The sequence below is a fragment of the Streptococcus caprae genome (genome assembly GCF_042649745.1).
GTDB lineage: Bacteria > Bacillota > Bacilli > Lactobacillales > Streptococcaceae > Streptococcus > Streptococcus caprae.
Map to the genome: position 1 here is coordinate 38143 of NZ_JBHRZV010000025.1, position 13548 is coordinate 51690.

General features: G+C 44.8%; 10 protein-coding genes and 1 pseudogene. 10 read left to right on the forward strand and 1 reads right to left on the reverse strand.

Going from position 1 to position 13548, the window contains the following annotated elements; translation table 11 throughout:
* Positions 1-108: 108 nt before the first annotated feature.
* The 9 genes and pseudogenes from ACFORF_RS03385 (at position 109) to ACFORF_RS03425 (ending at position 10897) form a co-directional block, all read left to right on the forward strand.
* Positions 109-1110, forward strand: a complete 1002-nt coding sequence (locus ACFORF_RS03385; RefSeq protein WP_380425509.1) for a glycosyltransferase family 4 protein — start codon at positions 109-111, stop codon at positions 1108-1110.
* A gap of 28 nt (positions 1111-1138) precedes the next feature.
* The gene (locus tag ACFORF_RS03390) at positions 1139-2479 is read left to right on the forward strand and encodes a glycosyltransferase family 4 protein (protein ID WP_380425511.1); all 1341 of its coding nucleotides are present in this window, start codon (positions 1139-1141) and stop codon (positions 2477-2479) included.
* A 57-nt stretch (positions 2480-2536) separates the two neighbouring features.
* Positions 2537-2902, forward strand: coding sequence for a hypothetical protein (locus ACFORF_RS03395; RefSeq protein ID WP_380425513.1), 366 nt, complete (start codon positions 2537-2539; stop codon positions 2900-2902).
* A 381-nt stretch (positions 2903-3283) separates the two neighbouring features.
* On the forward strand, positions 3284-5218 hold the full coding sequence (gene thrS, locus ACFORF_RS03400) for a threonine--tRNA ligase (RefSeq protein WP_380425515.1): 1935 nt from the start codon (positions 3284-3286) through the stop codon (positions 5216-5218).
* Positions 5219-5318: 100 nt separating this feature from the next.
* Positions 5319-6446, forward strand: a pseudogene (locus tag ACFORF_RS03405) (IS3 family transposase).
* A 485-nt stretch (positions 6447-6931) separates the two neighbouring features.
* A complete protein-coding gene (locus ACFORF_RS03410) occupies positions 6932-7906 on the forward strand; it encodes an NAD-dependent epimerase/dehydratase family protein (RefSeq protein WP_380425516.1) in 975 nt (324 codons plus the stop codon).
* A 43-nt stretch (positions 7907-7949) separates the two neighbouring features.
* Positions 7950-8690, forward strand: a complete 741-nt coding sequence (locus tag ACFORF_RS03415; RefSeq protein ID WP_380425518.1) for an MBL fold metallo-hydrolase — start codon at positions 7950-7952, stop codon at positions 8688-8690.
* Positions 8683-9987, forward strand: coding sequence for a F390 synthetase-related protein (locus tag ACFORF_RS03420; protein WP_380425520.1), 1305 nt, complete (start codon positions 8683-8685; stop codon positions 9985-9987). The genes ACFORF_RS03415 and ACFORF_RS03420 overlap by 8 nt, the downstream gene beginning before the upstream one ends.
* Positions 9968-10897, forward strand: coding sequence for a 3-oxoacyl-[acyl-carrier-protein] synthase III C-terminal domain-containing protein (locus ACFORF_RS03425; RefSeq protein WP_380425522.1), 930 nt, complete (start codon positions 9968-9970; stop codon positions 10895-10897). Before ACFORF_RS03420 ends, ACFORF_RS03425 begins: the two co-directional genes overlap by 20 nt.
* A 167-nt stretch (positions 10898-11064) precedes the next feature.
* Here the strand turns inward: ACFORF_RS03425 and ACFORF_RS03430 are convergent, their stop codons facing one another.
* Positions 11065-11547 carry an S-ribosylhomocysteine lyase gene (locus ACFORF_RS03430; RefSeq protein ID WP_380425524.1) on the reverse strand — a complete coding sequence of 161 codons (483 nt, stop codon included), beginning with the start codon at positions 11545-11547 and terminating at the stop codon, positions 11065-11067.
* A 242-nt stretch (positions 11548-11789) separates the two neighbouring features.
* Between ACFORF_RS03430 and ACFORF_RS03435 the strand changes: the two genes are divergently transcribed.
* Positions 11790-13397 (forward strand): ribonuclease Y, encoded by a 1608-nt coding sequence (locus tag ACFORF_RS03435; RefSeq protein WP_380425526.1) that lies wholly within the window; start codon positions 11790-11792, stop codon positions 13395-13397.
* The last annotated feature ends 151 nt before the right edge of the window (positions 13398-13548 follow it).

Genomic DNA, 13548 nt, shown 5'->3' on the forward strand with positions numbered 1-13548 from the left:
GATTTGCGGTGGTTTTTTGATTTGGACAGATGTCTGATTTGATAATCCTTCAAATTTATCCACCGAAAGTCGGATGAATTTTGGCCCAGATATAGTATAATAGGAGGTATGAAAGTTTTATTGTACCTAGAAGGTGAAGGAGCCTTGTCCAAGTCTGGTATCGGTCGTGCCATCAAGCATCAGGAGCGTGCTTTGCAGATGGCAGGTCAAGCTTATACGACTAATCCTGACGATGATTATGATATGGTTCATCTCAATACCTATGGTCTCAAGTCCTGGTCTTTGATGAAAAAGGCTCAAAAAGCTGGTAAAAAAGTGATTATGCATGGGCATTCAACCGAAGAGGATTTTCGAGATTCCTTTATCGGGTCTAATCTGGTGAGTCCTCTCTTTAAATGGTGGCTCTGCCGTTTTTACAAGCAGGCTGATGCCATTATCACACCGACACCTTATTCCAAGCGCTTGATTGAGGGCTATGGGATTGGTGACAAGCCCGTGATTGCCTTGTCAAATGGTATTGAATTGGCCAAATACAAACCTGACACAGCCAAGGAAGCGGCCTTTCGCGAGTATTTTGGACTGTCTGCTAATCAGCCTGTTGTCATTTGTGCCGGTCTCTATTTTATGCGTAAGGGGATTGATGACTTTGTTAAGGTGGCAGAGCAAATGCCAGAGGTTCGTTTTATTTGGTTTGGTGATATTGCCAAGTGGATGATTCCAGCCAAGGTCCGTCGAATTGTTGGGACAGACCATCCGGCAAATGTTACATTTGCAGGCTATATTAAGGGACCTGTATTTGAAGGAGCTATGAGTGGCGCAGATGCCTTTTTCTTCCCTAGTCGTGAAGAGACAGAAGGCATTGTCGTTTTAGAAGCGCTAGCGAGTCACCAGCATGTTGTCTTGCGGGATATCCCAGTTTATGAAGATTGGTTGACGGATGAAGCGGTGGAGTTTGGTCAGGACGTACCGAGTTTTGTCGCTGCCCTGGAGCGTGTTCTATCAGGACAGAGCCGAAAGACAGAGGCAGGCTTTGCGATTGCTCAATCTAGAGATTTGGAAATCATAGCAGAGCAGTTGCAACAGGCCTATGAGACCATTTATCAGACTTAGAAGAGAAGGAATGTTTTAGGAGAGTCTTATGCGTGTTGGTTTATTTACGGATACCTATTTTCCTCAGGTTTCGGGGGTGGCGACCAGTATCCGAACCCTCAAGGAAGAGTTGGAGAAGCTAGGTCACGAAGTTTATATTTTTACAACGACAGACAAGGATGTTAAGCGGTTTGAAGATCCGACCATTATCCGCCTGCCTAGCGTGCCTTTCTTTGCCTTTAAAGATCGACGAGTAGCCTATCGAGGACTTTCGGAAGCCTATAAGATTGCCAAAGACTATGATTTGGATATCATTCATACGCAGACGGAGTTTTCCTTGGGGATGATGGGTAAACAAATTGCCAAGGAGCTTCACCTGCCCCTAGTTCATACTTATCATACCCAGTATGAGGATTATGTTCACTACATTGCCAAGGGACATTTGGTGACACCTGGCATGGTGAAATTCTTGGTTCGGGAATTTATGTGGGATTTGGATGGGGTGATTTGTCCGAGCCGGATCGTACAAAACGTTCTCGATACCTATGAGGTCAAAACTCCTAAACGGATTATTCCAACAGGGATTGTTTTAGACCAATATGTGGGAGATAACATTACGAATGCTGAGATTCAAGCCCTACGTGAGCAACTGGGAATTACCTCTGATGAGACCATGCTCTTGAGTTTATCTCGGATTTCCTATGAAAAAAATATCCAGGCTGTCCTCAAGAGACTGCCGGATGTTTTGAGAGAAAATGATAAGGTTAAGTTAGTAGTTGTTGGTGACGGTCCCTATCTTGACACTTTAAAAGAACTGGCGCGTCAGTTGGGCATTGAGAAACATGTGATTTTTACGGGTATGGTCCCTCATGGTCAAACCGTACTTTACTACAAGGCTTGTGACTTCTTTATCTCGGCCTCTACCAGTGAGACCCAAGGGCTCACCTACATTGAAAGCCTGGCAGCTGGCCGGCCAATTATCGCTCATGGGAATGCCTACTTGGATGACGTGATTACAGACAAGATGTTTGGAACGCTCTATTATAAGGAGAGTGAGTTAGACGATGCGATTTTAGATGCTATTGCCTGCACACCAGAGCCAGATGCTAAGCGTTGGCAGACAAAGTGTCAAGAGATTTCATCGGAGACGTTTGGTAAGCATGTTGCTCAGTTTTACCTGGATACAATAATTAAAAAGGAAACGGAAGAAGCTCAAGAAACAGGAGTGCTCTATTCTTTCCGAACGGATGCTCGTAATGTTACAGTAAGATTGGCACGGACGTCCTTATCCTTGCCAGTTCGATTTGCAGAAACGACCGTTAAAACCTCTGCCAAGGTTCTCAAGGTTCCAGTCAAGCTAGTCGGAACTATCCGTGATTTGTTGGACTAACTCAGAAAAATCTCTAGGTTTATCAAATTAGTCGGTTTGCATGAGTAGGAGGTTGCGATGGCTCGTTTGGAGAAACAGTTTCTCTTTGTTTTACCGGTTATTTTTCTCTATTTGGTATTTCCCTATATTGTTGATTACCTACCAGTAGATGATTTGATGAAAAAAGGCTTGTATATCAATAACATTATCCTTTATATCCCTCTCCTGTGTTTGGTGATGGGTGTGGTTTCAGGTAGCTATCGAGGTTTTAATTGGATTTTTCCGTGTTTAGTCTTGCTTTTTTACCCTTTAACTTATCTTTTTAATCAGCAACTGGTCTTTCTGTATTGGGTAGCTTATGAGCTCTTTGCCTTACTCGGAGTTGGTTTGGGGCATTTGATTTATAGGTTTCGGATTAAAAAGCGGCGCAGGTTTGAAAAATAAAAGTAAAGTGGTAATCTGGCTTGCAAGTCGACTGGCCTTGTGCTATACTATCGGGTAGAGACTTATCAGACCTAGGAAATCTTTGAGAGAGCATGCGGTAGCTGGGAAGCATGTAGAGGATAGGCTTGACACTACTCGGTATGATTTTATGCAAACATAAAAGGGTGGTCACCTTAGAACCATTAGAGGTAGGAAGCTGTTTTACAGTACCCTATAAACTAAGGTGGAACCACGTCACGACGTCCTTTTTGAGGGCGTCGTGTTTTCTATTTCTCTTAGCGATTGCAAGTCAACATGACGTAGCAGAGCTTAGAGATATTGATGCAGTTTGAGCGAGAACGCAAACTGTAAACCTCTGAAAAATACAAAAGGAGAATTTCCATGATTAACATCACTTTCCCTGATGGTGCCGTTCGTCAATACGAAAAGGGCGCTACAACTTACGACATAGCTCATTCTATCAGTCCTGGTTTAGCCAAAAAAGCCCTGGCTGGAAAACACAACGGCAACTTGATTGACACTGTGCGTCCAATCGAAGAAGACGGGACGCTTGAAATTGTGACACCTGACCACGAAGATGCCTTTGACCTGCTCCGCCACTCGGCGGCTCACCTCTTTGCCCAAGCCGCAAAACGCCTCTTCCCAGAGCTGCGTTTGGGTGTTGGTCCTGCTATTGAAAATGGATTTTACTACGATACGGACAATGTCGCTGGTCAAATCACCAATGAAGACCTGCCCCGCATTGAAGAAGAAATGGCCAAAATCGTCAAGGAAAACTACCCTTGTATCCGTGAGGAAATCAGCAAGGAAGAAGCTCTTGAGCTCTTTGCAGATGACCCTTATAAGGTCGAACTCATCAACGAACACGCAGGTGCTGGCTTGACCGTTTACCGTCAGGGTGAATTTGTTGACCTCTGCCGTGGCCCTCACGTGCCGTCAACTGGCCGTATCCAAGTCTTCAAGCTCCTCAACGTGGCTGGTGCCTACTGGCGTGGGAACTCCGACAACGCCATGATGCAACGGATTTACGGAACAGCTTGGTTCGACAAGAAAGACCTCAAAGCCTATCTCCAAATGCGTGAGGAAGCTAAGGAACGTGACCACCGCAAACTCGGGAAAGAACTTGATTTGTTCATGATTTCCCAAGAAGTCGGCCAAGGCCTGCCATTCTGGTTGCCAAACGGTGCGACTATCCGTCGTGAATTGGAACGCTACATCGTCGACAAGGAATTGGCGTCTGGCTATCAACACGTTTACACACCACCGCTTGCGAGCGTCGAGCTCTACAAGACGTCTGGTCACTGGGAGCACTACCAAGAAGACATGTTCCCAACCATGGACATGGGTGACGGGGAAGAGTTTGTCCTTCGTCCGATGAACTGCCCACACCACATCCAGGTCTTCAAGCACCACGTTCATTCTTACCGTGAGTTGCCAATCCGTATCGCTGAAATCGGGATGATGCACCGCTATGAAAAATCAGGTGCCCTCTCTGGTCTTCAACGCGTTCGGGAAATGTCCCTCAACGACGGTCACTTGTTTGTCGCTCCTGAGCAAATCCAGGAAGAATTCCAAAAGGCTCTTCAACTCATCATCGATGTCTATGCGGACTTTAACCTGACCGAATACCGCTTCCGTCTGTCCCTGCGTGACCCAGAAGACAAGGAAAAATACTTCGACGACGACCAAATGTGGGAAAATGCCCAAGGTATGCTCAAGGCTGCCCTGGACGAAATGGGCGTGGACTACTTTGAAGCCGAAGGCGAAGCAGCCTTCTACGGACCAAAACTGGACATCCAAGTGAAGACGGCTCTTGGCAACGAAGAAACTCTGTCTACTATCCAGTTGGACTTCCTCTTGCCACAACGTTTTGACCTCAAGTACATCGGCGCGGACGGCGAAATGCACCGCCCAGTCATGATTCACCGTGGCGTTATCTCAACCATGGAACGCTTCACCGCTATCCTGATTGAAAACTACAAGGGTGCCTTCCCAACTTGGTTGGCGCCACACCAAGTAACGGTGATTCCGATTTCCAACGAAGCCCACTTGGACTATGCTTGGAAGGTTGCCAAAACCCTTCGTGACCAAGGTATCCGTGCCGATGTGGACGAACGCAACGAGAAGATGCAGTACAAGATCCGTGCGTCTCAAACCAGCAAGATTCCGTACCAGCTCATCGTCGGTGACAAGGAAGCAGCAGAAGGTGCTGTCAACGTCCGCCGCTACGGTAGCAAGGAAACGCAAACTCTGTCCCTTGAAGAGTTTACAGCAAACATCTTAGAAGATATTGCCCGTAAGTCACGTCAGGACTAATCATCATAAAAAGCCCGTTTTGGGCACTGCACTCCATACATGAGACAGAAGAAAAACACCTCCGTAGTATTCTAGTAAAATAGAAATCGGAGGTGTTTTCATGTCTAAACAAGCACACCCATATGAAATCAAGTTAGCCTGTATCGAAATGAAAAAAGCAGGCAAATCCAACAAAGTTATCATGGAGACTCTGGGCATTAAAAATAAAAGTCAAATCTACACTTGGCTGAAACGGTCAGAGAATCAAGAGCTCCACCGTCTCCGCCAACCAGTTGGCAAGCAATATAGCTATGGCAAGGGAATGGAACATTTAACCCAGATTGAACAATTAGAGTTACAGGTGGACCTTCTAAAAAAGTATCTCAGCTTGATAAGAACATCGGCAAAGTGAGTCTTATCAAGCTAGTCGAAGAATACAAAGAGCGTTATCCAATTCGCGTTATTCTGGACTGTTTCGGTGTTAAGCGTTCTACCTACTATCGCTGGCAACAGAAACCCCGTCAAGAGAAATCCCATGATTTCATCACAGAAACCATTGAGAAACTCTGTCTCGAGCACTACTTCATCTACGGTTATCGAACCATTACACGACTTCTGGCAAAGCAAGCCAGCTTCTCCGTCAATTCTAAGAAGGTGTATCGTATCATGAAGGAAAAGGGCTGGTTGTGTCGAACATGCCTCAAGAAAGCTCCAAACTTAGGCAAACCCTACTACGTTACCGACAACAAATTAGATAGAAATTTTAAAGCCAATAAACCACTAGAGAAGCTAGTGACGGATATTACCTATCTCTATTTTAGCAATTGTAAACTGTACCTATCTTCCATCATGGATCTCTACACTCGTGAAATTGTGCTTATACAATCTCTGACAAACAAGATACTGATTTTGTCTTAGATACGATCAACCAACTAAAACTACCTGTAGGCACCATCCTGCATAGTGACCAAGGATCGGTTTATACATCCCAATCTTACTATCAAGTGTGTAAGGAAAAAGGCATTATCCGCTCCATGTCCCGAAAGGGAACTCCAGCTGATAATGCCTGTATTGAATGGTTTCACTCTGCCCTAAAGACTGAAACCTTCTATCTCCGAGATAGGAGAAACTTCAACAAAGATAGTATAACAGATATTATCAATCTTACATTACATTTTATAATGAAGTTAGAATTCAACGGAATTTAAAAGACCAGTCTCCTGTTCAATACAGAAAACTAGTCTCATAAGTGTGTTTTTCTTCTGTCTCATTTATGGGGTACAGTGCCTTATCGGGCTTTTTTGTTACAATCACGAAAAGAAGGAATGACTGTATCTGAACAGTTTTAAGAAATCTTGCTACCCCGATTGTGGAAACGGAATAGTCCATGATTTCTTAGAATTTTAACGAGAAATTTCTATAATGGTGGACTTCATTGACTAAGTCGAATTAATTTAAAAGTACTTATCTAAATCGCTTGATTACGGTCTTTTACATGAATTTTAAACAAGTTGTGTTATAATAATACAAAACATAGTATGTAAAGGGTTTTATCGTATTTCTCAAAACGAAAACTCGGAATAAAAGTTGTATTAGTGACAACGATTAGATTATTTGGTCTTTACGACCATCTATTGTCCACATCTACCTTTTTGGAAAAAGTGGATGTGGAAAATCATTGCGCAACTAACGCAGACAGTTTATGCAGATTTATTGCAGAAAGAAGGACTCTAAATGAAGGTACTGATTACGGGAGCTACAGGTTTTTTAGGGGGATATCTGGTCAAAGAATGCCTGGCCTTGGGCTACGAAGTGATTGCTGTAGGGCGCAATCAAGCAATTGGACAAGGACTTGAAGTCAGTTATGAAAAGCTCGTATTTGTTGTTGCGGATTTGGCTGATAAGGCGTCTCTGGCTGCTGCCTTTGCTCATCAGCCAGACAAGGTGATTCATGCTGGTGCTTTATCAACTGTTTGGGGGCCATGGAAGGATTTTTACGAGGCCAATGTCTTAGGAACCCAGCATGTGATTGACTGGTGCCAGGAAACTGGTGTGGAACGGTTGGTCTTTGTCTCTTCACCCAGCATTTATGCCAGCAATGAAAACCAAGAATTGGTTACAGAGGAACAAGCACCTGTTGACAATCGCCTCAACAACTATATCGCTAGTAAGATTGAAGCCGAAAAGCGCGTGATAGCCAGTTTGGTTCCTTATGTGATTATTCGACCACGGGGCCTCTTTGGGGTGGGAGATACCTCCATTATTCCACGTCTCTTAGCTATTCATGACAAGGTTGGGGTCCCACTCGTTGCTGGAGGGCAACATCTCATTGATTTAACCTGTGTTGAAAATGTCGCCTACGCCATTGGACTAGCCCTGGAAAAGAAGGAGGCTATCGGTCAGGTGTATAATATCACCAATGGAGAGCCGATGACCTTCAAGGCTACGCTGGATTTGTTTTTTAAGGAAAAGGGAATCAAGGGGCGCTATTTATCCGTTCCCAAGTGGCTTTTGGCCGGGACTGCGGTTGTTTTAGAAGGGGTCTATCGGTTGTTTCATTTAAAAGGGGAACCTCGTTTGACTTGCTATACTTATTATCTCTTGGTTTACAGCCAGACTCTGTCCATTGAGAAAGCCAGACGCGAATTGGGTTACCACCCCATCATGACGATAGAAGAGGGAATACGCCATTATGTCCAGCATTCGTAGACTTGATTATTTTGTATGTGGGACCTGTATCAATCATCAGCAGATGATTTTTAAGAAGGAACCTGCTAAGGAATTAATTTTTCCTGCTGGTGTCTATCTAATCGAGCATGCCGAAAAAGGCTATATGCTCTATGATACAGGCTATGCTAGTGAAGTGATGAGGCCAACTTTGCGAAATCTGGCCTATCGTCTGCCAAATCCCATTCAGATGACAGAGGCAGATACAATTGATGCCCAGCTGCGAGCTCAAGGGATAGGTACAGAGGACATTGGAATTGTCTTTGTTTCACACTTACACCCGGATCATATCGGGCGTCTCAAAGCCTTTACCAAGGCTCAATTTATCCTGACCAAGGATTGTTACCAAACCTATCTGAAGTCGCGTTTTCGTGAGTTGGTCTTTCGGGATTACTTCCCCGATGACTTTGCAGAGCGGTTGATTATTCTTGATTTGACACAAAAGAGTGAGGTAGTAGAAGGGCAAAACTGCTTGGATGTTTTTGGTGATGGGAGCGTGATTGTCTACTCCTTGGATGGTCATGCACGTGGCCAACTCTGTCTTCATCTTCCTGAGCGAGGAATTCTGCTGGCTGCGGATACTTTGTGGCGCTTGGCGTTCATCAATAAGCTTGACAAGATGCGGCTGATTCCTCGGTTCATCCAGCAATCCTATCCAGCCTATTTGGCTTCTGCTCAAGTGTTGAAATCTTTTCTCGCAGCTGGGGTGCGGGTGCTAGTTTCTCATGAGGAACCGGCTCGAGTTAGGGAGGTGCTCTATGGATAAATGGCTCTTTCTTAAGACCTTTTACAAGGTTCGTTTTCGGGAAAAATGGACTAGTCGTGAGGCTATCGAAGCTCATCAAGCAAAGGGGCTCCAAGAGTTTTATGCTTACATGAAGCAACATTCACCCTATTTTAGGGAACATGGCTTTACCAAGGATTTTCTGATGGATAAGAGCTTTATGATGGCCAATTTTGACAGTTTGAATACCGTTGGTGTTGAAAAGGAAAAGGCCTTTGCCATTGCTCAAGAAGGGGAAAAGAGTCGAGATTTTTCAGCTTCTTATGGGGATATTTCGGTCGGTTTGTCTTCAGGGACATCAGGGAACTATGGCATTTTTCTCACTAGTCCCAATGAACAAGCTCTGTGGGCTGGAACCATTCTTGCCAAGCTTCTTCCCAAGGGACGCTTGCTTGGCCATAAAATCGCTTTCTTTCTGCGGTCTGATAACAACCTTTACAAGGCGGTAACCAGCCCCATTCTACGGTTACACTATTTTGATATGCAAATTGCGATAGAGGAGCATATTAAGACCTTGAATACCTATCAACCAAGTCTTCTGGTGGCCCCGGCCTCTGTTTGTCTGCAACTGGCAAGAGCCAAGCAAGCAGGTGTCTTAACGATTTCTCCCCAACGGATTTTTTCAGTCGCTGAGATATTGGAGGACCGAGATAGGACAATTATTGAGGAAGCCTTTGGACAACGTGTGTATCAAATATACCAGGCAACGGAAGGTTTTTTAGGGGCCTCTTGTCAGGAAGGAACCCTCCACCTAAATGAAGATGGTTTGTTAATTGAGAAAGAATGGGTCGACGACCAGCGGTTTTACCCTATCATAACTGATTTTAAACGGACCAGCGTTCCGTTTTACCGCTACAGATTAAATGATATCCTTCAAATTGAGGATAGGGAATGTCCTTGCGGATCAAAGCTTTTAGCTATCAAAAAAATTGAAGGAAGGTCAGACGATATCTTCTACTTTGAAAGCGAAGATGCTGGGGTATGTAGCATCTATCCAGATTTTATCAGACGCTGCCTCATTTTAATCCCAGAGATAGAAGAATATCAGGTGACCCAAGTCGCACTAGATCAACTAGAAATTGGACTGAATTACCGCAATCAAGCGGTTGAAGAAGCCATTGTGATGAACTTAAAGCAGTTGGCTACCGATTTTCACTTCACTTGCCCAAGCATTCGTTTTGTAGCTTATCAAGCACCAGCCAAGGGGCAAAAGCTACGGAGAATTCTTCAAAAAATAAACAAAAAGGAGCTAGAGATATATGCGCGGATTAACCATTAAAGGGTATGGAACAGCCCTACCCAGAGAAGCTGTCTTTTTTGGAAATCAACGCCGTTTCCGTGTGAGTCAAGGGGAAACCCAGCTGACCTTGGCAGTAGAGGCTTGTCACAAAGCCCTTAACAAGGCAGGAATTACCATTCAGGACATTGATTGTCTCATCGCAGCGTGTGCGGTTGGTATCCAGCCCATTCCATGTACGGCAGCCTTGATCCATGAGCAAATTGCGCTTGGAACAGATATTCCTGCTATGGATATCAATACGACCTGTACCAGTTTTATTTCTGCCCTGGATATGGCGTCTTATCTGATGGCAGGGGGACGCTACAAGCGGATTCTCATTGTCTCAGCAGAGATCGGTTCTTTGGGCCTAAATCCCCATCAAAAGGAATCCTATGAACTCTTTGGTGATGGGGCAGCAGCCTTTATCTTTGAAGCGACTGATCAGCCCAAAGGAGTGCTGTACAGTCTGCAAAAAACTTGGTCAGAAGGGGCGCATGCAACCGAAATTCGGGGTGGTTTGACGGGCTTGATGCCATATGATTACCATGAGGATATCAAGGCAGATTTCCAATTTGATATGCAAGGGAAGAAAATTTTGGCTTTTTCAGCCAAGAAATTGCCATCCATGTTTCAAGAATTTATCTCTGCTTCGGGCTGTTCTCTAGCGGAGCTAGACATGATTATTCCCCATCAAGCCAGTCGAGCCCTGCCCTTGATTATGCAAAAACTGGGTGTTAAATCCGACCAATACCTAGACATTGTTGCTGAGTATGGCAATATGGTTTCGGCCTCCGTTCCCTTTGCATTGGCTTATGCCATGGACAATCAATTAGTTGTCCCGGGGCAAAAAGTCGCTTTGATGGGGACGGCCGCTGGTCTGACCACCAATATGCTCCTCTTGCAGTTGTAAGTATGAATGACTGGGGTTATCTTATTTTTGGCATTAGTCAGTTGAAAAATATATGACAGAGAAGATGAGTCGTTATGAACCTGATGTCTGAGATAGTGCTTCCTTGATTTTACAAGATATTAAAAACGAACGACCGTTGTCGTTCGCTTTTGTTTTATCTTCTTATCTTAAACCACGTGTCTGTCGAAGGCGTCATCTGAGATGCCTTGTTCCAGGATGAGTTTAGCCCATTCGCGGGCGGAGTGGAGGCTGTGGTCCTTGTAGTTACCACAGGATTCAATAGTGGTACCTGGTACATCTTCCCAGGTTACAGAATCTGCGATTTCACGGAGGCTATCGGTGATGACTTGGGCAACTTGATTAGCGGTTGGTTGGCCCCAAACAATCATGTGGAAACCAGTGCGGCAACCGAAGGGAGAGCAGTCAATCATGCCGTCCATACGGGTGCGGATGAGCTTAGCCAGCAGGTGTTCGATAGTGTGGAGACCAGCGGTGTCCATAGCATTGTGGTTGGGTTGGATGAGGCGGATATCGAAGTTGGTAATCACATCGCCCTTAGGACCGTACTCTTCAGAAATCAGACGGACGTAAGGTGCCTTAACGATAGTGTGGTCCAATTCAAAACTTTCAACGATAACTTCTTTGGTCATAGGAAACTCCTTTTTGCATTTTCTTTATCATACCATATTTTTCTCCCTTTTTTGGAGAAATAGCTTGCGCAGAAATGGAAAAATCCCTGCTCTGCTATGTCTTAAAATGAGAAAGTCAAAAAACTGAAAGCGGATGAATTTGCTGTCGTTTTTAGATTGTGAAACGGTCTCAAATATGCTATACTAATAAATGGCTTGAAAAATCAAAAGGCCAATGTTAATAGAAAAAGTTGAGGTAAAGCATGCCAAATGTAATCATTGCAATCGGCGCTGCCCTCATTGGTTTGGTAATTGGTTATGTAGCGGTAACTCTTGGGCTTAAGTCCAAAAAAGAAGCTGCAGAACTGACTCTTCTCAACGCTGAACAGGATGTTGTTAATACGCGTGGCAAGGCTCAAGCAGAAGCTGAAGCCATCCGCCAAACAGCAGAACGTGAAAGTAAGGCCCACAAGAAGGAATTGCTTTTGGAGGCCAAGGAAGAGGCTAGAAAGTATCGTTTAGAAATTGAGCAAGAATTCAAGGCTGAACGCCAAGAGTTGAAGCAGATGGAAGGTCGCCTTTCCGAACGTGCGACAGCTCTTGACCGCAAGGACGAGAATTTGTCAAGTAAGGAAAAAACACTTGATTCCAAAGAACAAAGTCTGACAGATAAATCTAGACATATTGATGAGCGTGAGCAACGTGTTGCCGAATTAGAAACGCAAAAAATTGAGGAGTTGGAACGTATTTCCTCCCTCAGCCAAGAAGAAGCCAAGGCTATCGTCCTTGAAAAGACAGAGGCTGATTTGGCCCATGATATTGCGACCCGGATCCGTGAAGCGGAGCGTGAGGTTCGTGATCGGTCTGACAAGACTGCCAAGGAAATCCTTTCTCAAGCCATGCAACGGATGGCTGGTGAGTATGTGACGGAGCAGACCATTACAACAGTCCACTTGCCAGATGATGGCATGAAGGGACGGATTATTGGTCGTGAAGGTCGTAATATTCGCACCCTTGAAAGTTTGACCGGTGTGGATGTCATCATCGATGATACACCAGAAGTGGTTGTCCTTTCTGGATTTGATCCAATCCGCCGTGAGATTGCCCGGATTACTTTAGAACAACTGATCTCAGATGGTCGTATTCACCCAGCTCGTATCGAAGAGTTAGTTGAGAAAAACCGTCAAGAGTTGGATAACCGTATTCGTGAATATGGTGAGGCTGCCGCCTATGAAATTGGGGCACCAAACCTCCACCCTGATTTGATTAAGATTATGGGACGTCTGCATTTCCGGACTTCTTATGGTCAAAATGTTCTCCGTCACTCGATTGAGGTCGGAAAACTCGCTGGAATTCTTGCTGGTGAGATGGGTGAAAACGTAGCTCTTGCCCGCCGTGCTGGATTCCTCCACGATATGGGGAAAGCCATTGACCGTGAGGTTGAAGGTAGCCACGTTGAGATTGGAACTGAATTTGCCCGTAAGTATAAGGAAAATCCTGTTGTAGTTAACACCATTGCCAGTCACCATGGTGATGTTGAACCAGAATCTGTGATTGCTGTCCTCGTTGCAGCTGCTGATGCCCTCAGTTCTGCCCGTCCAGGTGCCCGTAACGAATCCATGGAGAATTACATCAAACGCCTTCGTGATTTGGAAGAAATTGCGACCAGCTTTGATGGGGTCCAAAGTTCCTTTGCCCTTCAAGCCGGACGTGAAATTCGTATTATGGTTCAACCGAAGAAGGTTTCGGACGATCAGGTTACTATTTTGGCTCACAAGGTCCGTGAGAAGATTGAAAACAATTTGGACTACCCAGGTAATATCAAGGTTACTGTCATCCGTGAGATGCGGGCCGTCGATTACGCCAAATAAGATAAGTATCAAAGAGGTTGCAATGGCAGCCTCTTTTTAAGGTCATAAAAGTGGCTCTTTGTCAACTGTAGTGGGTTGACCAATTTAACACCGAGAGAGGACAGGACTTGTCTTCTCTCGTTTTATGTTTATGGCAATGAAAATACGAGTT

Coding starts and splice junctions, on each gene's coding strand:
- ACFORF_RS03410 (WP_380425516.1), top strand. CDS start 6,932: ATGAAGGTACTGATTACGGGAGCTACAGGTTTTTTAGGGGGATATCTG.
- ACFORF_RS03385 (WP_380425509.1), top strand. CDS start 109: ATGAAAGTTTTATTGTACCTAGAAGGTGAAGGAGCCTTGTCCAAGTCT.
- ACFORF_RS03430 (WP_380425524.1), bottom strand. CDS start 11,547: ATGACCAAAGAAGTTATCGTTGAAAGTTTTGAATTGGACCACACTATC.
- ACFORF_RS03415 (WP_380425518.1), top strand. CDS start 7,950: ATGATTTTTAAGAAGGAACCTGCTAAGGAATTAATTTTTCCTGCTGGT.
- ACFORF_RS03425 (WP_380425522.1), top strand. CDS start 9,968: ATGCGCGGATTAACCATTAAAGGGTATGGAACAGCCCTACCCAGAGAA.
- thrS (WP_380425515.1), top strand. CDS start 3,284: ATGATTAACATCACTTTCCCTGATGGTGCCGTTCGTCAATACGAAAAG.
- ACFORF_RS03395 (WP_380425513.1), top strand. CDS start 2,537: ATGGCTCGTTTGGAGAAACAGTTTCTCTTTGTTTTACCGGTTATTTTT.
- ACFORF_RS03420 (WP_380425520.1), top strand. CDS start 8,683: ATGGATAAATGGCTCTTTCTTAAGACCTTTTACAAGGTTCGTTTTCGG.
- ACFORF_RS03435 (WP_380425526.1), top strand. CDS start 11,790: ATGCCAAATGTAATCATTGCAATCGGCGCTGCCCTCATTGGTTTGGTA.
- ACFORF_RS03390 (WP_380425511.1), top strand. CDS start 1,139: ATGCGTGTTGGTTTATTTACGGATACCTATTTTCCTCAGGTTTCGGGG.